Source organism: Neorhizobium sp. P12A, assembly GCF_008365395.1.
GTDB lineage: Bacteria > Pseudomonadota > Alphaproteobacteria > Rhizobiales > Rhizobiaceae > Rhizobium.
The window spans coordinates 53,442-71,324 of record NZ_QOVX01000004.1 but is presented as its reverse complement, the minus strand read 5'-3'; the positions used below and the strand labels follow the sequence as shown (position 1 = coordinate 71,324).

Here is a 17,883-nt window from a genome sequence, read left to right as displayed (position 1 = left end):
AAATTGTGCAACAATATCTTGCATTTGAGTGATCAAGGTCGGGCTTTCTAAACAATCATGTCCTATTCTGATCCCATAAAAACAGCGGAGGGTAACATGCCCTTTCAGACGCACCTCGACACGCAGCATCCCCAGCCCGAACGCGCATTGGAAGAATTCTCCATCGACCGTCCCGGGGGCATCATCCTCATCGGCCATCATCTCAGCACCAGCCAGCAGATTCGCTGCCTCATTCGCACGATCTCGCTTTCGGGCGCTGTCATAGAGGTCAATTCCGGGATCGAAGTGCCCAACCACTTCTTCCTCGAAATTCTCGGCATCAAGGACGAAATCGGCTCCACGCTCGTCAAGCGCGACGGCGCCATGGCGACCATCAGCTTCAACATGCTGCTCAATCCGGAATTCCTGCATCATGTCCTGCGGCTGGACTTCGAGACCAGTCACTGAACGGCAAAGGCGCGGCCCGCCCAAGCGGACCACGCCTTGTTTTTCAGCTTAGCAGGGGATGTCAGGCTGCAAGATGCCGCTCGATCTGATCGATGGGGAAATTCGTCAGGTCTTTCGGGACCTCCACTGATATCGCAGCCTGTACGTCGGCACTAAAATTCGCGCGCAAGGCGCCGAGCGCCTTCGGTGGCGCTACGATCACGATCCGCTTTGCCTCCTTCTCATGCACCAGTTCGTCCAGCCTTGTGGCAACCTCCTTCAGAAACTGCTCTTCTGCCTGATCGTGCCAACTGATCTCTTCGACGGCACTGCCGCTCATGCCATCCGCGGCATGCGACCGGCCCGGCTTGTCGGTTCCGATCTCCCGGTCCGCCTCGTTCGGTTGCGTCAGGGTTTCGTGCACCTGCAGGTTCAGCAGTTCGGCGTCGCCGGCGTTTTGCAAAATCAACGCTTTGGCACCATCGCAAACCACCACCCACGACTTCCACGGAACCGTGATCCTATCCATTGTTCTGTCCTCGCAATGTTTGTTCGGCGCATCCTTGCGATGTGCCATCTCACCATGGACTAACGTCCGACAGCGCGGAGGGTTCGAAGAAATGTGGCAGCATTTTACCTGCGCCTGCGCTCCAGCGTTGATGGGGCACTCCGACACGGCAACCCTGCAGAGCAGACGGTGAGAGACCGCGAGCGGGACCCCTCACAAATCACGGAGTTTCTAAAATTCTAACGTTCTCGTTGACGAAAGCACAAAACCTTCGTGCAAGCCTCGCCGGTGTAGGATCGAAATCAGTTCGATCGACAACGAGGAATGACTATGCTTCGCGCAACGCATCTGGCTAAGGTCAAATCCGAAGTTTATGAGCACCAATGGGAGCGCTTCTATGTGCAGCGGCCTGCACGCCTCGTCGCGGTGCGGCCCTGCCTGACAGGGGTTTCCATTCGTAGCGCAGAGATCATCGACATCTCCCAAGGCGGCGCCACATTCGTCGTCGGCACGACTGTCGGGCTGTCGCAGCATTACTATCTCAATATTCTCGGCCTTGCCTATCGTATCGGTTGCGCGGAGAAGCATCGCAGCGACAACAGGGTCACGGTCCGCTTCATCAATCTGCTAACTCCAGAGACGCTCCGCCTCGTCGTCCGCGCCGATTTCATGATCGGCAATACGGAGGCAATGGCGGCGCGCGGTATTCGCAGGCACTGACGCCAGGATCACTCGGACTGTTGCAACGTCGATGCAAGCGCCTATTGTGCGTGCGTCTTGCAAACAGTCCGGGAAAACAGTCAGAATGTCCGCCTTCTCGCGCATCACGCCGCTGATCAGCGCCCTGCCCTCCACAGTTCCTTTCGTCGGTCCGGAAGCGCTGGAACGCCAGCGTGGCCTGACCGTCCAGGCCCGCATCGGCGCCAATGAAAACGGCTTCGGCCCGGCGCCCTCGGTGCTGCAGGCAATGCGCGAAGAAGCCGGCGATATCTGGAAATATAACGATCCGGAAAACTTTGCGCTGAAGCAGGCACTGGCCGCCCATCTCGGGGTCAAACCGGCCAATGTCTGCGTCGGCGAAGGCGTCGATGGACTGCTCGGCCTGATCGTCCGCATGGTGGTCGAGCCGGGCACGCCTGTCGTAAACTCGCTGGGCGGCTACCCGACCTTCAATTTCCACGTCGCCGGATTCGGCGGCCGGCTGGTCACCGTTCCCTACGTCGATGACCACGAGGACATTGAAGGGCTGCTGGATGCCGTCAAACGCGAAAACGCGCCGCTGGTCTATTTCGCCAATCCCGACAACCCGATGGGAAGCTGGTGGGATGCCGATAAGGTCGTAGCTTTCGCGCGGGCATTGCCGGAAACCACGCTTCTGGTGCTCGACGAAGCCTATTGCGAGACTGGTCCGGCAAGTTCCGTGCCCGCAATCTCCGACCTGATCGATATGCCGAACGTGCTGCGCACCCGCACCTTCTCCAAGGCCTACGGCCTTGCGGGCGCTCGCGTCGGCTATGTCATCGGCACGCCGGAGACGGTTCTGACCTTCGACAAGATCCGCAATCATTTCGGCATGAACCGGCTCTCGACCGTTGCGGCACTCGCGGCGCTGAAGGACAAGGCCTATCTGAAAGACGTCATCGACCGCATCCATGCGGCGCGCGAGCGCATCGGGAGGATCGCTCGCGACAACGGGCTTTCGCCGCTCGCCTCCGCAACCAATTTCGTGACCATCGATTGCGGCCGCGACGGGGTCCATGCGAAAGCCATCGTCGACGGGCTTATCCAGCACGGCGTCTTCATCCGCATGCCCGGAGTGGCGCCGCTCAACCGCTGCATCCGTGTCAGCGTGGGGCCGGATCGCGATCTCGATCTCTTTGCCGAAGCCCTGCCGAAAGTGCTGGGCACGCTTCGATAGCGCATAAACGAAAAGACCGCGCCGGCCTTGTTTCGACCGGTCGCGGTTCTTTCATATGGCCGCCGCCCCTGTCCGGATTGCGGCCGCTTCCCCCTCTTTTGAGGTTGTTATTTCTGGAGTCTCGTTGAACTGCGCTGAGTTGCCTCAGTGCATCGTCATCCATTCGCGAGCGGCGCGAAGGGCAGCAGCCAGTTCCATCTTGGAGAGCGTAGCACCGACGTCGGCACGCAGTTCGGCCGCACGATCGCTGCCCTTGATGGCGGCGATGTTGAGCCATTTGTGCGCGGCGACGAGATCGATGTCGCAACCGCGGCCGGTTGCGTACATCAGACCCATTTCACAGAAGACGTCGGCGTTATTGTCGCCACCCATGGTGGCCATTTCAGAAGTCGTCATTTCGAAGCGTGCCATTGGTTTTAATCCCTGTTTCAGCCTGTTGGTTACTACCCTGTCTTACCTTCCGGACCGCGCTGTCTATCGCAGCTTTTTGTCCTTCCGGGCGGCGGGTTTGCCCCGCTCGTTTGATGGCTTCACTATCGCAGACGGCTTTCAAAAAACGCCTAAAATGCATGATTAATTCGATGCAAACAAAGTGCAAATGCTTGGTAAACTTGGGTTTTTGTTAAACATCACATCCCTTGCAAATTAAGGACTTTTGCGAGACTTTTACGAAAAATTCAGACTTGGATTTAAACGGATTATTCACCTTAAAATCAGCTCTCGTTCGAGCCGATGTTATTTTCTTCCCATCGAAAGCCCCACAAATCCTGCCTTTTCGGGCTCGCGCTTCCGCCGCTTAAGCGCCTCGCGTCGATCCGATGTTCGGTCGCTCCCGCTATTCATAAAGCTGAACGCCCGATGAACCCGCCTCTCAGCATCGGTTCAGCCCAACCGTGTCAAAACTGCGTCAACGATGGGGCAGGTTCAGATGCAGGACACGAGTATGGTCGTCATGGCGCGGCGTTTGGTAATTATCATGCTGTTTGGTGCGATCTTCGCATTCACGTTTTCGACTGCCGTTCAATATGGCGGCCGCAGCGGGGCACAGTCGCATTTCGGCGCCAGCTTCACCTGCGTGCAGCAGGGAAGCCCATATTGCACGACAATCCAGTAAAAACCGGCGGGCCAGTAAGAATCAGCGGGTAGCAGACTAATTTCCGTCCAATCCGAGCAAATCCGCTCGAAAATAGCGACGAAATCTTCCTTTGGGCACCTTCGCGTCGTTTGCTTGTCAAGGACAACCCTCTATAATGCGCCATGACAAAACGAATCTCTTCTTTACTCGACATCTCCTCGCCACCAGCATTTCATCCGCAAAGCTTCGACGACCCCGCAAAGGCCGTTGAGGTCATCATAGAGCTTTACGAGCGCAACACCGCTTTCCTGATCAACAGCTTCACTGAGCTGGCGAAGGGCGCGCCGATCGAGCAGCGCTACCGCGCCTTTTATCCGCAGGTCAGCATCGAGACGACAAGCTTCGGCCATGTCGACTCCCGCCTCTCCTATGGTCACGTCACGGCTCCCGGCGTCTATACGACGACGATCACACGGCCGAAGCTTTTCCGGCATTACCTGGAAGAACAGCTGGCGCTGCTGATCCGCAGCCACAATGTGCCCGTCGTGGTTTCGGAATCGGCAACGCCGATCCCGCTGCACTTTGCCTTTGGCGAAGGTGCGCATGTCGAGGCCTCGGCTTCGGCCTTCGTCGATATCCCCCTGCGCGATATCTTCGATACGCCCGACCTCAACACCACGGACGACGAAATCGCCAACGGCGAATATATCCCGCCGCCGGGCGAGCCCTCGCCGCTTGCCCCCTTTACAGCGCAGCGCATCGACTACTCGCTTGCCCGCCTCGCGCACTATACGGCGACGAGTGCCGCGCACTTCCAGAATTTCGTGCTGTTCACGAACTATCAGTTCTACATCGACGAATTCTGCAGCTGGGCCCGCAAGCTGATGGCGGATGGCGGCGACGGCTACACCGAGTTCGTCGAACCCGGCAACATCGTCACCAAGGCCGGCTCCAGCCAGCCGGAGACGGATGCCGTGCTTTCGCGGCTGCCGCAGATGCCTGCCTATCACCTCAAGAAGAAGGGCCATGCCGGGATCACGATGATCAATATCGGCGTCGGCCCTTCCAACGCCAAGACGATCACCGACCACGTTGCTGTGCTCCGCCCGCATGCCTGGCTGATGCTTGGCCATTGCGCCGGCCTGCGCAACAGCCAGCGCCTTGGCGACTATGTGCTGGCTCACGCCTATATGCGCGAGGATCACGTGCTCGACGACGATCTGCCGGTCTGGGTGCCGATCCCGGCGCTGGCCGAAGTCCAGGTGGCGCTCGAGGCGGCCGTTGCCGAGATCACCGGCTATGAGGGCTTCGAGCTCAAGCGGATCATGCGTACCGGCACCGTCGGCACGATCGACAACCGCAACTGGGAACTGCGCGACCAGGCAGGGCCTGTGAAGCGGCTTTCCCAGGCGCGCGCCATTGCACTCGACATGGAGTCGGCGACGATTGCCGCCAACGGCTTCCGTTTCCGCGTTCCCTACGGCACGCTGCTCTGCGTTTCCGACAAGCCGCTGCACGGCGAGCTGAAGCTGCCGGGCATGGCGACGGCCTTCTATCGGACACAGGTCAACCAGCATCTGCAGATCGGCATTCGCGCCATCCAGAAGCTGGCGGCCATGCCGACGGAAGCGCTGCACTCGCGCAAGCTCAGAAGCTTCTTCGAGACCGCTTTCCAATAGACCTGCCGCGGCTCATTCCGCGTCGGACGGACCTTGCAAACGATCGGCTGCAATTGCCTGCAGCCGATCGTTTTTGTTTTCATAGGCCAGGTTCAGCGACCCAACCATAAGGGCAAAGACCCCGAAGCCTATGGCAAGCCGCCAGCCGAGGCCTTTCATCTCTCCCGACTGCATGAGTTCTTCTTCCGTCAACCGTCTCGGTCGCAACAGCGCGAAACCCCAGGGGTACATGAGCGTCTCTCCTCATTTGACATGACGGAAGCTTATCGAATGGGGAGTCGCGTTTTCGACAGCAGTCGATGATCGAAAAAAATCGAATGTGAAGGCATGATGGCTGTCGATTTGCCCGATGCCCGTTCGTCCATGTCCGTCAGCAGATGCAAGGAGGAGAATCCGATGAAATATCTTTGTCAGGTCTGGTTCGAGAGCGCGACGCTCGAAGCCATGTCGAAGGAGGAGAAGGAGACGCTGGACCGGGACTCGTTGGCTTATGACGAGCGACTGGTGGAGAGCGGGCATATGATCGTCGCCGAAGCGCTGCAGTCGCCACGCTCGGCCGTAACAGTCAGAATGCGCAATGGCGAGATCTTGGCGACCGACGGTCCCTATGCCGAAACCAAGGAGCAGCTCGGCGGCTTCATCCTGATCAATGCCAAGGACCTCAATGAGGCGATCCGCATTGCCGGCGGCATCCCACTTGCCAAGATGGGCAGTATCGAAGTCCGGCCGATCCATTCCTTCGACAAGTAAGCCGGGAGGCGATCATGAAATTTCTCTGCCAGGTCTGGTTCGATACCGCCGAGATCAGCAACATCTCCGAAGAGGACGGCAAGCGGCTGACCGCCGACTCCATCGTCAACGACGACAGATTGCGAGCGAGCGGACATCTCCTGGAAGCGCAGGCGCTTCGCGCACCTTCCACGGCGATGACAGTCAGCGTCAGGGATGACAAGATGTCTGTCACCGACGGCCCATTTGCGGAGATCAAGGAACATCTCGGTGGTTTCGTGCTGATCGAGGCCCGCGACATGGAAGAGGCAATCTGCATTGCGGCCACCTTCCCCGTCGCCAGATATGGCAGAATAGAAGTCCGTCCCGCCTATTCGATCAAGGAGGAGTGTTGAGCCATGCGTTATGTCTGCCTCATCTATAATTCCGCCGATACCGACGGCACGCTGACATCTGCGGAAACCGACGCGCTGATCAAGGCGCATTTCAGCTTCGACGACACGCTCCGGCAAAACAGCGCATTGATTTATGCCGACGCGCTTGAAATGCCCGACAAGGCATCGGTCCTACGCGTGCGCGACGGACATGTTTCCCTCACCGACGGGCCCTATGTCGAGACCAAGGAGCATCTTGCCGGTTTCTATGTGATCGAGGCGGCAGACGATGCCGAGGCACGCGAGATCGCGGCCAGCATCCCTTCAGCCCGATATGGCGCAGTGGAATTGCGGCCTGTCCGACTCCTAACATTGCCGGAATGAGGTATCCCGTTTGGAGACAGTGATCGAGGAGGTTTACCGATCCCAGTCGCGGCGCGTGCTTGCGACGCTGATCCGGCTGCTCGGCGATTTCGACCGTGCGGAGGAGGCCTTGCACGACGCCTTCGCGGCCGCCGCCCGTCAATGGCCGGTCGATGGCCTGCCCGCCAATCCCTATGCGTGGCTGGTGTCGACGGGCCGCTTTCGCGCCATCGACCAGCTGCGGCGTCGCGCGCGTTTCGACGCTTCGCAGGCACATATCGTCGACAGCCTTTATCCGGAGGGCGAGATGATCCAGAGCATCGATGGCAACGAGATCGAAGACGACATGCTGCGGCTGATCTTCACCTGCTGCCATCCCCTCCTGCCGAGGGACGCGCAGATGGCAATGGCGCTGCGGGAAATCTGCGGCCTGACGACGGAAGAGATCGCGCACGCTTTCCTCGTGCCTGCACCGACGATTGCACAGAGGATCGTGCGGGCAAAGAGCCGCATCCGTACGGCCAACCTTCCCTACGAGGTGCCGGACAAGGCCGCCTTACCGGACCGGCTGGGAGCAGTGCTGCACGTGATCTATCTCGTCTTCAACGAGGGATATCTCGCCTCGTCAGGCGAGGAGCTGATCAGGGCCGATCTGGCCTCGGAGGCGATCCGCCTTGGCCGGACGCTCGCCGGCCTGCTGCAGCACTCCGAAATCTCGGGCCTGCTGGCGCTGATGCTGCTGCAGGATTCGCGGCGGTTTGCCCGAACCGATGCGAAGGGCGAGCTCATCCTTCTGTCGGATCAGAACCGCTCGCTCTGGAACAGGGAGATGATCCGCGAAGGGCTGGAATTGGCAGACGATGTCCTGCGTAACGGGGAGATTGGCCCCTACACGCTACAGGCAGCGATCGCGGCGGAACATGCCCGTGCGGCGCGGCCGGAAGACACGGACTGGAGCCGGATCGCAGATCTCTACGGGCGCCTGCTCGAGATCCAGCGCTCGCCGATCGTCGAGCTCAATCGGGCCGTGGCGATTTCGATGCATGAGGGACCGGCGAGCGGCTTGCGGCACGTGAATGCCATTCTGGAACGCGGCGATCTCCAGAAATATCATCTTGCGCATTCCGCAAGGGCTGACTTTCTGCGCCGGCTGGGCCGAACCGAGGAGGCGCGACAGGCCTACGAGCGCGCATTAAGCCTTTGCCATCAGGCTTCCGAACAGGCCTTCCTGCGGCGGCGACTGGCAGAGCTTGCGGCAAGCAAAGAGGGCTAACCCTGGATCAGCGCGTTTTCCGCTTGGGCACGAGAAGCGCCAGCGCCGTGCCGGTCAGGGCAGAAACGACGATCAGGAGGTGGGTATTGATGCTTGCCTGCGCTAGAATATCCAGCGCCTCCTTCTGCCGCGATGCGCCGAAGGCGATGGCACCGGCTGTAATGCCGGCTGGATAGGTTCCGACCCCGCCCGGCGCGTGCACCGGCAATACCGACGACAATTCACCCCCGAGCGCGCCGCCGAAGCTTGCCGCAAGGGGCGCCACCTGCATCAGACCAAGCGCCCAGGCGAGGACTGCGACCTTGACCAGCCAGTTCACGATTGTCGTCATCCACGCGCGCGCAAAGGCAGCGGCATCTGCCGGCAGGCCGCGCTCGATCTCGTCCACCAGCGCCTTCGCCTTGCCGGGCAGCACCTTTGCAGCAAGCCGGATCAGCGGTCGTCTCAGCGCGAAGGCTGCGACGGGTACCAGCAGGAAGCAGAGCCAGACGACCCAGGCAAGAATGCGATGAGGCGACGCGATCGCAAGGCCGACGCCCGCTGCAGCAAGCAAGGCGTGAAGATCGAGAAGCCGCATGACGAGGAGCGCCGACGTGGCCCGCGCCAGCGGGATGCCGAATTCGGAGCGCATCAGGACGGGGAAGCTGGTTTCTCCCGTGCGAAAGGGCATCATGATGTTCAGCAGATTGTGTATCTGCGTGACGCGGAACAATGTGCCATAATGGCCAGCCGTTTCGCGCGGAAAATAGTCATAGAAGCGCCAGGTGCGAAGAAAATAGGTGCTGGTCAGCAGGAGCAGCGCAACCAGTATCGGGACCACGCCGACTTCAGCCCACTGCGCCAGGATGGAATTCCATCCCCAGAACCACTCAATGAATGCGGCATAGGCGAAGACGACGACCAGTGTCAGCAGCATCATGCGGTTGCGAATAAACCAGGATTGTCGGCTGGCAACCATCGGAGTCTTCATGTAGTTAAGGCCCAACACGAGCGGCGGCTGGCAGCCGGACATACCGCTCAATCCGTCCGACCGTTTGACGGTCTTTTAGGAGAAAGAAGAGTTGCAGACAACGGCAGAGTCTATCCGGGTAGTTACGGATGCAGCGGGCCCGGTCGAGCTTTCGCTGGTCGTGCCGGTTTTCAACGAGGAAGAAAGCGTCGGGCCGCTGATCGAGCGCATCACTTCGGCGATGGTCGATTTTTCCAGGCCTTGGGAGTTGATCCTTGTCGATGACGGCAGCACGGATGCCACCCTCGTCAACGCTCGCCGTGCTCTCGGCCAGGAAGGCCTGGTTCTTCGCATCATCGAGCTGCAGCGCAATTTCGGCCAGACGGCGGCCATGCAGGCTGGTATCGATGCAGCAACCGGCCGGCTGATCGCCACCATGGATGGCGACCTGCAGAACGATCCGAAGGACATCCCTTCGATGGTGGCGGAGCTGGAGCGGCGAGAACTCGACCTGCTCGTCGGCTGGCGTCAGAACCGGCAGGACGGCCTGTTTCTTCGCAAGATCCCGTCCTGGTGCGCCAACTATCTGATCGGCCGCATCACCGGCGTGAAGCTGCACGATTACGGCTGCAGCCTGAAAATCTACCGCGCCTCGATCATCAAGCAGGTGAAGCTGATGGGCGAGATGCACCGCTTCATCCCGGCCTGGGTCGCGGGCGTCGTCCCGAGCTCGCGCATCGGCGAGATGGTCGTCACGCACCATGCCCGCCAGCACGGCAAGTCGAAATACGGCATCTCGCGTACCTTCCGCGTGATCCTCGACCTGCTCTCGGTCATGTTCTTCATGCGCTACAAGGCGCGGCCAGGCCATTTCTTCGGCTCGCTCGGGCTTGGGCTCGGTGCGCTTTCGGTGCTGATCCTGCTGTGGCTTTTCGTTTCGAAGTTCATCTTCGGCGACGATATCGGCAACAGGCCGCTGCTGCTGGTCGGCGTGGTCCTGCTGCTCGGGTCCGTGCAGATGATCACGACCGGCATCCTCGCCGAAATGATCGCGCGCACCTATTATCGCGACGACGCATCGCCAAACTACATCGTCCGCAAGATCTTCGATCGGGATAATAAGGATGCATAAACTTCTGGTCCGCCGACCAGATGCCGTCATTCTTCTGATCGCCGGCTACTTCGTGCTCGAATTCCTGACGCGCATGGCGATGCCGCACAGCATGCGCTACGACGAGTCGCAGCAGGTCTTCTTCTCGCAATGGCTGACGCTCGGCTACGATTCTCAGCCGCCGCTCTACAACTGGCTGCAGACGCTGTTCATATCGATGTTCGGCCTGTCGCTGGCGGCGATCTCGATCGTCAAGAACATCGTCCTGTTCCTGATCTACCTGACCTATTACAAGCTGGCGCGGCTGGTTCTGTCAGACAAGGTCTTTGCCGTCATCGCGACGCTGTCGCTTTTGACCATTCCGCAGTTTTTCTGGGAGGCACAGCGCGATCTTACCCACACCGTCGCGCAGCTGCTGACGATCAACCTCTTCCTCTACGGCATCATCCGCACCCTGAAGGCGCCGTCGCTGGCGACCTATCTCATCACGGGCGCCGCGCTCGGCCTCGGCATGTTGTCGAAATACAATTTCGCGCTGCTGGCGGCCGCCGCCCTTGTCGCCGTTTGGCTGCATCCGCAAGGCAGAGCGCGGCTGTTCGACAAGCGTTTCCTGCTGACGGTCGTCGTGGCACTTCTCATCTTTCTGCCGCATGGCCTGTGGCTCATCCACAACCTCGGTCTCGCATCCGGCCGGACGCTCGGGATCATGGAGCAGAATGCGCCGAAGGACGGCTTCATAAAGATCATCCAGGGGCCGCTCGAATTCATCGAACTGGTGGCGGTCATCTGCGCGCCAACGCTCGTGTTCTATTCGCTGGTCTTCGGCAAGACGCTCTTTGGCAACCTGCGTCAGACGGACGAATGGACGCGTTTCTTCGAAACGCTGCTGCTGGTCATCGGACTGCTGGTGCTGGTGCTGATCCTCGGCATCGGGATGACGGCGCTGCGCGACCGCTGGCTTTTGCCCTTTCTGTTCCTGCTGCCGATCTATCTTTGCCGGAAGATGGAGATCGCGGGTGTCAGAGGCGAGGATTTCGCCAAGCGCTTCGTCTATGTCCCGCTGGCGATGATGCTGATCATCCCGACGCTTCTGCTGGCACGGGTGACTTTCCCCGGGCTCTTCAAGTCCTACGAAGCCTATAACGTGCCTTATGCCGCCTTCATGCAGCAGGTCGTCACCGAAGAAGGCAAGAAGCCGGGTCTGGTCCTGACCGACGACTGGTTGCCCGCTGGCAATCTGCGCCTGCAGGTTCCCGATGTGCCTGTTATGTCGATGTTCTTCTCGAACCTCAAGGTCGGCTACCAGTGGACAGCCGACAAGCCCATCCTGCTTGCCTGGCTGCCGAGGAAGGGCGCGGATGACATGCCAGCCACGCTGACCGCGTGGCTGCACGACACTCTAGGCCCGGATTATGCCGCCCCAGCAGTCAGGCAAGCGCAAGTTCCCTATATCCACGGGCGGGATGGCGATACTTACCGCTTTTACTATTCGTGGGTCTATCCGAAGTAAGACCGCGGGATGCCCGGGATAAAGCGGGAAGCCTCAGGCTCGCCGCTCTTGCCAAACAGCATCGAGCGCCTGACGGGCGATGCGGACCATCGTGTCTACTTCTTCATGGCTGATGATCAGCGGTGGAGACGCGAGCATGCGGTCGGAGGTCGCGCGCAGTACAAGCCCGTTTGCCAGCGCGTGATTGCGGACCGCCGAGCCGGCGGCGTCCGGCTTGGCGAAGCGGCGGCGGGTCTTCTTGTCGGCCGCAAGCTGCAGTGCACCCATCAGCCCGACACTGACAGCCTCGCCCACCATATCGTGATCCGCGAGACTGCCCCAGGCCTTGGCGAAATAGGGACCGATATCGTCGCGAACATACTCGACGAGCCGCTCTTCCTCGATGATCCGCAGGTTCTCAAGAGCCGCAGCGGCGCAGACCGGATGGCCGGAATAGGTGAAGCCGTGATTGAACTCACCGACCTCGTTGATGAACACGTCGGCGATGCGGTCGCTGATCAGCACGCCGCCGATCGGCAGGTAGCCTGACGACAAGCCCTTGGCGACGGGGACGAGATCGGGCTCGACGCCATAATATTGATAGCCGAACCATTCGCCGAGGCGACCGAAACCGCAAATGACTTCGTCGGCGACCAGAAGGATGTCCCGTGCCTTGCAGATGCGGGCAATTTCCGGCCAGTAGGTCGGGGGCGGAATGATCACGCCGCCAGCGCCCTGGATCGGCTCGGCGACGAAGGCGGCGACATTGTCCTCGCCGACTTCGTCGATCTTCTCTTCCAGTTCCCTTGCGACCTTCAGTCCGAATTCTTCTGGCGTGAGATCGCCGCCCTCGGCATACCAGTAGGGCTGGTTGATGTGAACGACGCCTGGGATCGGCAGGTCGCCCTGCTCGTGCATGTATTTCATGCCGCCCATGCTGGCGCCGGCGACAGTCGAGCCGTGATAGGCGTTGCGCCTTGCGATCACGATCTTCTTCGTCGGCTTGCCCACGGCGCTCCAGTAAACGCGGGCCATGCGGAACCAGGTATCGTTGGCCTCGGAGCCGGAATTGGTGAAAAAGACATGGTTGAAATGCGGTCCGGCATGGGCACAGACCTTTTCGGAGAGCAGGGTCGTGGGTGTCGTCGTCGTGCCGAAGAAGAGGTTGTAGTAGGGAAGCTCGTTCATCTGCCGCGCCACGGCCTCGGCAATCTCCGTGCGGCCATAGCCGATGTTGACGCACCAGAGGCCGGCAAAGCCATCCAGATATTTCCTTCCCGTCGCGTCGAAGATATGCGCGCCCTCCCCGCGCTCGATGATGCGCGTGCCTTCCGCGTTCAGCTTCTTCATATCGGTGAAGGGGTGGATATGGTGGGCGGCGTCGACGGCGGCGAGGTTGGACGGGCGGCTTGTGTCGGACATCGTTTGCAACAATCCTTCGATCTGCTTGGCCTTGGGGCGGCTCGCTCCCGGGAGTCTGTTCGGAAAGGCGGAATTGAAAGGCCGATCCCGATCGTTTACGACCATGACGTCGGCAAGGGGGATTTTCAAGAGCATGTCGGATGGAACTGCAACTGGAAAGACAGGTGGCGGCATGCCTCGGATCGAGGTGCTGACGATCGACATGAATGGCCGGTTGCGCGGGAAGCAGTTGCCGATCGATGCCGAAAAGAAGATTTGGGAGGGCGGCGTCCGCCTGCCGCTGTCGACGCAATCGCTCGACATCTGGGGCGACGACAATGACGATCTGACCGGGCTGTCGCTGACAATCGGCGATCCGGATGGAACCTGCGTTGCCGATCCGCGCACCCTGGTCGACATGCCCTGGGCTGCGGCGGGATCGCGGCAGGTGCTGGCAAGCATGTACGAACTCGACGGCCGGCCGAGCTTCATGGATCCTCGCGCCATCCTGTCTGCGATGGTCGACCGCTTCAAGGCGATGGGGCTGACGCCTGTCGTCGCGACGGAACTGGAATTCTACATTGTCGAGGATGGCTGGCGCGAGCGCGGCATCCCCTCGCCGCCGTCAAAGCTGACCTATCGCGGCGAACCGAATGGCTTCCAGCTCTACGACATGGATGCGGTCGACCTGCTCGACGACTATTTGGAAACGCTGCGCAACTATGCGAAGGCGCAGAACCTGCCGGCGGATGCGACCACTGCTGAGTTCGGCCCCGGCCAGTTCGAAGTGAACCTTTTGCATCGCGCCGATACATTGGCTGCCGCTGACGATTGCATCCTGCTCAAGCGGATTGCCGAGCAGGCAGCGCGGCGGCATGGTTTCAAATCCACCTGCATGGCCAAACCCTATACGGACCACGCCGGATCCGGCCTGCATGTGCATGTCAGCGTCATCGACGAGCAGGGCCGCAACATCCTGGATGCAGCGGGTGGAGAGCCAACCAAGCTGAAGTCCATCTGCGCCGGCCTGCTGCTGCAGACATTGCAGGATGCACAGCTGGTTTTCGCGCCCTTCGCCAATTCATACCGGCGCTTTCAGCCGGGCTCCTTCGCACCAATCGATCTGACCTGGGGCTTTGGCCATCGCGGCACCGCCGTTCGTATCCCCGAACAGAATGGACCTGGGGCACGAATCGAACACCGGGTGGCCGGCGCCGACGCCAATCCCTATCTGGTCTTGACAGCAATTCTTGGCGGAATTCTCCGCGGGCTGGAATGCGATCTAGATCCCGGCGAGGAGACGACGCCGAGCCATGTGCCAACAGATGCGCCAAAACTGACTCACGACTTCCTGACTGCCGTCGAGCGTCTTCGCGCGTCCGTCTTCATTACCGACATCTTTGGCGATCGCTATCAACGACTCTATGGCGACACCAAATACAAGGAGGCGGTGCGTCATCTGCGAACGGTGTCGGACTTTGATTATCGGACCTACCTGCCGCGACTCTGATCGGCGTGCCCAGAGCATTTCCGAACGCAAACCGCATGACACTTTTGCTGGAATTGCTCTAGACGGCTTCGCTTTCCGCTTCCCGGGCCAGCCGTCTCGCAGTCCCCTGCCTTACCATCACCTTCAGTTCGCCTGGATGCGCCCTTAAGGAAACGTCCTGTGCCAGCGGTGAGAGTTCGCCATCCATGACACAGTTGGCCTTGGGACTCATTTTCGGGAAATGCAGGTCCAGCATTTGCGTATGCATCACCTTGAGGTCGGCATTCTCGCGAAAGCGGCCGCGCAACATGTCGACGGCCAGGCGGGCTACGCCTAAGGGCTTCATGGGCTTTGCGGTGTAGAAACCGAGCGTGCCTGTCGTCAGGTCGTCGGCATAAAACAGCGTGTTTTGTCCGAACGGATTATTGGACACCGATATCGCGGAAACATGCCGGCGCTCGCGAATTTCGTCAGCGCAGAACTCCACATCGAATTCCGGAGGATTGAACACGACGCCGAAGGCGGCGCGCATGCTTGCCGACATCTTGCCGATGCGGGACCGATAGGTGAAGTTGTTGCGGTACCGGACCATGCGGGCATGCATGCCCGCCGAAAACTGGTGGATGAAGGGCCTGCCGTTGGCGCTGCCAATATCGACATGTTCGACATCGCCATAGGCCAGCACGTCGAGAACATTCCATATGTCCAACGGCAGGCGCAGCGAGCGGGCGAAGAGGTTCATCGTGCCGGCCGGGATGACGCCGAGCGCAATGCCGTTTCTCCAGGCAACGCTGGCGGCCGCCGAAATCGTTCCATCCCCACCGCCGGCGACGATGCCATCGATATCGTCACGTCGGGCGGCGCGCTGCATTGCAGGGACGATATCCCTGCCGGCGATTACGATGCCTTCGAAATCGTGGCCCGCCTCGCGAAAAACCTGTTCCGCCCTCTGCTCATAGACAGCCATGTCAGTTGTCCTGAACGTACCGCCGTCGCGATTGAAAAAGCCGATCAGTTTCATCGAGGATCCCGGTTTTCCTCAGCCCAGCGCCCACGCCAAACATGACGCGCAGGGCAGCCGTGACACTTTCAATCTGCTCCACAATTTCATCCTTCGATCGATGCCGTTTCAAAGGAATTCTGCAGGAGCCTGGCGCATCTGAAGGACAACCCACTCCTTCGATACATCTGGAGAAATGGTCTCCCCAACAGCCATTTCAAGCAGTTGACCCATTCCTTTCACGATAAGAATCAACCGGAGGTCGCTGCACCAGCGCAAGGCACTTATGCACCGAGCGCCATACTGCACTGCAAAAAATGCACACGACAGCGACAAGCCCGTGAATCATAAGTCTTATTAGGGCGTTTTGCGCCTTCCCAACCATTTTTCCAATATGTCGTCCCAGCCCGCCAACCGTAACGATCGGCTCGCTTCAGACGATATTTGCATGACAAGCGCCAAGGAGCAGCCGTGAGCGATATCGCAGTTGAAACACTCGATTCGGCAAGCGTGGCGGAAGCCCCTTCTGGCACTGCAATCGCGCTTGTCACGCTTGCGCTTGCGGTCGGAAGCTTCGGCATCGGCACCGGCGAATTCGTGATCATGGGCCTGCTGCCCAATGTCGCCGACACGTTCGGCGTTACCACGCCGCAGGCGGGCCATGTGATCAGCGCCTATGCGCTCGGCGTCGTCATTGGCGCCCCTGTCATCGCAGTTCTCGCCGCAAAGATGGCGCGACGCACATTGCTGCTTCTGATGATGGCGATCTTTGCGATCGGCAACATATCCAGCGCGCTTGCCCCGACCTTTGAAAGCTTCACCATCCTGCGCTTTATCACCGGCCTGCCGCATGGCGCCTATTTCGGCGTCGCGGCGCTGGTGGCCGCTTCGATGGTGCCCGTTCAGCGCCGCGTCCGCGCCGTCGGCCAGGTCATGCTCGGCCTTACCATCGCTACGCTGATCGGTACGCCGATCGCAACTTTCCTCGGTCAGCTTTTAAACTGGCGCGCCGCCTTCATGATGGTGGGCAGCATCGGCATCGTGACCATGTTGCTGATTGCCCTGTTCCTGCCGCGCGACAAAGTCGAGGAAGGCGCCAGCATCGCCCGTGAACTTGGAGCGCTCCGCCGCATACAGGTCTGGCTGACGCTTGGCGTCGCAGCGATCGGCTTCGGCGGCATGTTTGCGATCTTCAGCTACGTGGCTACGGCAACGACCGACGTCGCGCGTCTGGGACCCGAAATGATCCCCGTCGTGCTGGCGCTCTTCGGCATCGGCATGAATGTCGGCAATATCGTCGGCTCGCGCCTTGGCGACATTTCGCTGAAGGGAACGATCGGCGGCATGATGGCGCTCAACATCTTCATCATGGCACTCTTTGCCCTGACCGCCGCAAATCCGATCATGCTCTGCCTCTGCGTCTTCCTCGTCGGCTGCGGCTTTACCGCCTGCCCGGCCGTTCAAACGCGACTGATGGACGTCGCCGCCGACGCCCAGACCCTGGCTGCCGCATCCAATCATTCGGCATTCAACATCGCGAACGCCGTCGGCGCATGGCTCGGAGGTCTCGTGATTTCCTGGGGCCTGACCGCCGCTGCGACGGGTTATGTCGGCGCGATCCTCTCCGCTGCCGGCCTCGTCGTGTTTGTGATTTCAGTTTCCCTGGAGCGCAACGGCCGGACCGCATGAGCCTTCCGCGGTAACGTCGCGGATGTGGCGCCCGTCCGGGCGGCAGAAGACATATTCGTCACCCCAAGCCGCTAAAGCCAGTATGACGGGCTTCAACGTCTCTCCCAGCGGCGTCAGCGCATATTCCACGCGTGGCGGGACAACGGGATAAACGGTCCGGGACACGAGACCGGACTCTTCCAGCTCCCTCAATTGCTTCGTGAGCATGCGCTGCGTGACGGCCGGCAGCTTGCGCCGCAATTCGTTGAAGCGCAGCGTGCCGTCCATGAGGTGGAACAGGATGACGCCCTTCCATTTTCCATCGAGAAAACTCAGTGTCGCCTCGACCGGACAGCCCGGGAAATTCTTGAGCAGCTTGGCGCGGGGGAGCGACATTGACGGTATCCTTTTTGGTACTACGTACAGAATTT

General features: G+C 60.2%; 20 protein-coding genes. 13 read left to right on the top strand and 7 right to left on the bottom strand.

Features of this window, described 5'->3' with window-relative positions; genetic code table 11:
• Nucleotides 1-96 precede the first annotated feature (96 nt).
• Entirely contained in the window at nt 97-447 is a 351-nt protein-coding gene (locus DTW90_RS14640) for a hypothetical protein (RefSeq protein WP_149339230.1), read from the top strand.
• A gap of 61 nt (nt 448-508) precedes the next feature.
• Here DTW90_RS14640 and DTW90_RS14635 read toward each other — a convergent pair whose 3' ends face one another.
• A complete protein-coding gene (locus DTW90_RS14635) occupies nt 509-955 on the bottom strand; it encodes a host attachment family protein (protein ID WP_149339228.1) in 447 nt (148 codons plus the stop codon).
• A 303-nt stretch (nt 956-1,258) separates the two neighbouring features.
• Here DTW90_RS14635 and DTW90_RS14630 point away from each other — a divergent pair, with 303 nt between their 5' ends.
• Nucleotides 1,259-1,654, top strand: coding sequence for a PilZ domain-containing protein (locus tag DTW90_RS14630; RefSeq protein WP_132517322.1), 396 nt, complete (start codon nt 1,259-1,261; stop codon nt 1,652-1,654).
• A gap of 85 nt (nt 1,655-1,739) precedes the next feature.
• Nucleotides 1,740-2,852: a pyridoxal phosphate-dependent aminotransferase gene (locus DTW90_RS14625; protein ID WP_149339226.1), complete on the top strand. Its 1,113-nt coding sequence runs from the start codon at nt 1,740-1,742 to the stop codon at nt 2,850-2,852.
• 144 nt (nt 2,853-2,996) lie between these two features.
• Here DTW90_RS14625 and DTW90_RS14620 read toward each other — a convergent pair whose 3' ends face one another.
• A complete protein-coding gene (locus DTW90_RS14620; RefSeq protein ID WP_132517326.1) occupies nt 2,997-3,263 on the bottom strand; it encodes a sel1 repeat family protein in 267 nt (88 codons plus the stop codon).
• A 517-nt stretch (nt 3,264-3,780) separates the two neighbouring features.
• Between DTW90_RS14620 and DTW90_RS14615 the strand changes: the two genes are divergently transcribed.
• Together DTW90_RS14615 and amn are read left to right on the top strand one after the other, a co-directional pair.
• Nucleotides 3,781-3,966 (top strand): hypothetical protein, encoded by a 186-nt coding sequence (locus tag DTW90_RS14615; protein WP_132517328.1) that lies wholly within the window; start codon nt 3,781-3,783, stop codon nt 3,964-3,966.
• Nucleotides 3,967-4,109: 143 nt separating this feature from the next.
• Entirely contained in the window at nt 4,110-5,606 is a 1,497-nt protein-coding gene (gene amn / locus DTW90_RS14610; protein WP_149339224.1) for an AMP nucleosidase, read from the top strand.
• 12 nt (nt 5,607-5,618) lie between these two features.
• Here the strand turns inward: amn and DTW90_RS14605 are convergent, their stop codons facing one another.
• A complete protein-coding gene (locus DTW90_RS14605; RefSeq protein ID WP_132517332.1) occupies nt 5,619-5,837 on the bottom strand; it encodes a hypothetical protein in 219 nt (72 codons plus the stop codon).
• A gap of 165 nt (nt 5,838-6,002) precedes the next feature.
• Between DTW90_RS14605 and DTW90_RS14600 the strand changes: the two genes are divergently transcribed.
• From DTW90_RS14600 to DTW90_RS14585, 4 genes are read left to right on the top strand one after another with little or no spacing between them, the layout of a single operon-like run.
• Entirely contained in the window at nt 6,003-6,356 is a 354-nt protein-coding gene (locus DTW90_RS14600; protein ID WP_149339222.1) for a YciI family protein, read from the top strand.
• A gap of 14 nt (nt 6,357-6,370) precedes the next feature.
• A complete protein-coding gene (locus DTW90_RS14595) occupies nt 6,371-6,730 on the top strand; it encodes a YciI family protein (protein ID WP_149339220.1) in 360 nt (119 codons plus the stop codon).
• 3 nt (nt 6,731-6,733) lie between these two features.
• Entirely contained in the window at nt 6,734-7,093 is a 360-nt protein-coding gene (locus tag DTW90_RS14590; RefSeq protein ID WP_149339218.1) for a YciI family protein, read from the top strand.
• 10 nt (nt 7,094-7,103) lie between these two features.
• Nucleotides 7,104-8,345, top strand: coding sequence for an RNA polymerase sigma factor (locus DTW90_RS14585; RefSeq protein WP_149339216.1), 1,242 nt, complete (start codon nt 7,104-7,106; stop codon nt 8,343-8,345).
• Between the two features lie 7 nt (nt 8,346-8,352).
• Here DTW90_RS14585 and DTW90_RS14580 read toward each other — a convergent pair whose 3' ends face one another.
• Entirely contained in the window at nt 8,353-9,315 is a 963-nt protein-coding gene (locus DTW90_RS14580) for a lysylphosphatidylglycerol synthase domain-containing protein (protein WP_149339593.1), read from the bottom strand.
• Nucleotides 9,316-9,406: 91 nt separating this feature from the next.
• On the opposite strand from DTW90_RS14580, the gene DTW90_RS14575 reads away from it, so the two are divergent.
• Both DTW90_RS14575 and DTW90_RS14570 read left to right on the top strand, forming a co-directional pair.
• Nucleotides 9,407-10,426 carry a glycosyltransferase family 2 protein gene (locus DTW90_RS14575; protein WP_149339214.1) on the top strand — a complete coding sequence of 340 codons (1,020 nt, stop codon included), beginning with the start codon at nt 9,407-9,409 and terminating at the stop codon, nt 10,424-10,426.
• Nucleotides 10,419-11,915, top strand: coding sequence for a glycosyltransferase family 39 protein (locus DTW90_RS14570; protein ID WP_149339212.1), 1,497 nt, complete (start codon nt 10,419-10,421; stop codon nt 11,913-11,915). Before DTW90_RS14575 ends, DTW90_RS14570 begins: the two co-directional genes overlap by 8 nt.
• Nucleotides 11,916-11,948: 33 nt before the next feature.
• On the opposite strand, the gene DTW90_RS14565 is transcribed toward DTW90_RS14570, so the two are convergent.
• A complete protein-coding gene (locus tag DTW90_RS14565; RefSeq protein ID WP_149339210.1) occupies nt 11,949-13,316 on the bottom strand; it encodes an aspartate aminotransferase family protein in 1,368 nt (455 codons plus the stop codon).
• Nucleotides 13,317-13,419: 103 nt separating this feature from the next.
• Here DTW90_RS14565 and DTW90_RS14560 point away from each other — a divergent pair, with 103 nt between their 5' ends.
• The gene (locus DTW90_RS14560) at nt 13,420-14,805 is read left to right on the top strand and encodes a glutamine synthetase family protein (protein ID WP_149339591.1); all 1,386 of its coding nucleotides are present in this window, start codon (nt 13,420-13,422) and stop codon (nt 14,803-14,805) included.
• 58 nt (nt 14,806-14,863) lie between these two features.
• Here DTW90_RS14560 and DTW90_RS14555 read toward each other — a convergent pair whose 3' ends face one another.
• Nucleotides 14,864-15,805: a diacylglycerol kinase family protein gene (locus DTW90_RS14555; protein WP_149339208.1), complete on the bottom strand. Its 942-nt coding sequence runs from the start codon at nt 15,803-15,805 to the stop codon at nt 14,864-14,866.
• 450 nt (nt 15,806-16,255) lie between these two features.
• On the opposite strand from DTW90_RS14555, the gene DTW90_RS14550 reads away from it, so the two are divergent.
• Nucleotides 16,256-17,473 carry an MFS transporter gene (locus DTW90_RS14550; protein ID WP_149339206.1) on the top strand — a complete coding sequence of 406 codons (1,218 nt, stop codon included), beginning with the start codon at nt 16,256-16,258 and terminating at the stop codon, nt 17,471-17,473.
• On the opposite strand, the gene DTW90_RS14545 is transcribed toward DTW90_RS14550, so the two are convergent.
• The gene (locus DTW90_RS14545) at nt 17,438-17,848 is read right to left on the bottom strand and encodes a helix-turn-helix domain-containing protein (protein WP_149339204.1); all 411 of its coding nucleotides are present in this window, start codon (nt 17,846-17,848) and stop codon (nt 17,438-17,440) included. The two genes, DTW90_RS14550 and DTW90_RS14545, sit on opposite strands and share 36 nt — an antisense overlap.
• Nucleotides 17,849-17,883 lie beyond the last annotated feature (35 nt).

Coding starts and splice junctions, on each gene's coding strand:
- DTW90_RS14565 (WP_149339210.1), bottom strand. CDS start 13,316: ATGTCCGACACAAGCCGCCCGTCCAACCTCGCCGCCGTCGACGCCGCC.
- DTW90_RS14570 (WP_149339212.1), top strand. CDS start 10,419: ATGCATAAACTTCTGGTCCGCCGACCAGATGCCGTCATTCTTCTGATC.
- DTW90_RS14595 (WP_149339220.1), top strand. CDS start 6,371: ATGAAATTTCTCTGCCAGGTCTGGTTCGATACCGCCGAGATCAGCAAC.
- DTW90_RS14560 (WP_149339591.1), top strand. CDS start 13,420: ATGACGTCGGCAAGGGGGATTTTCAAGAGCATGTCGGATGGAACTGCA.
- DTW90_RS14605 (WP_132517332.1), bottom strand. CDS start 5,837: ATGTACCCCTGGGGTTTCGCGCTGTTGCGACCGAGACGGTTGACGGAA.
- DTW90_RS14600 (WP_149339222.1), top strand. CDS start 6,003: ATGAAATATCTTTGTCAGGTCTGGTTCGAGAGCGCGACGCTCGAAGCC.
- DTW90_RS14580 (WP_149339593.1), bottom strand. CDS start 9,315: ATGAAGACTCCGATGGTTGCCAGCCGACAATCCTGGTTTATTCGCAAC.
- DTW90_RS14615 (WP_132517328.1), top strand. CDS start 3,781: ATGCAGGACACGAGTATGGTCGTCATGGCGCGGCGTTTGGTAATTATC.
- amn (WP_149339224.1), top strand. CDS start 4,110: ATGACAAAACGAATCTCTTCTTTACTCGACATCTCCTCGCCACCAGCA.
- DTW90_RS14635 (WP_149339228.1), bottom strand. CDS start 955: ATGGATAGGATCACGGTTCCGTGGAAGTCGTGGGTGGTGGTTTGCGAT.
- DTW90_RS14555 (WP_149339208.1), bottom strand. CDS start 15,805: ATGAAACTGATCGGCTTTTTCAATCGCGACGGCGGTACGTTCAGGACA.
- DTW90_RS14630 (WP_132517322.1), top strand. CDS start 1,259: ATGACTATGCTTCGCGCAACGCATCTGGCTAAGGTCAAATCCGAAGTT.
- DTW90_RS14620 (WP_132517326.1), bottom strand. CDS start 3,263: ATGGCACGCTTCGAAATGACGACTTCTGAAATGGCCACCATGGGTGGC.
- DTW90_RS14545 (WP_149339204.1), bottom strand. CDS start 17,848: ATGTCGCTCCCCCGCGCCAAGCTGCTCAAGAATTTCCCGGGCTGTCCG.
- DTW90_RS14625 (WP_149339226.1), top strand. CDS start 1,740: ATGTCCGCCTTCTCGCGCATCACGCCGCTGATCAGCGCCCTGCCCTCC.
- DTW90_RS14640 (WP_149339230.1), top strand. CDS start 97: ATGCCCTTTCAGACGCACCTCGACACGCAGCATCCCCAGCCCGAACGC.
- DTW90_RS14590 (WP_149339218.1), top strand. CDS start 6,734: ATGCGTTATGTCTGCCTCATCTATAATTCCGCCGATACCGACGGCACG.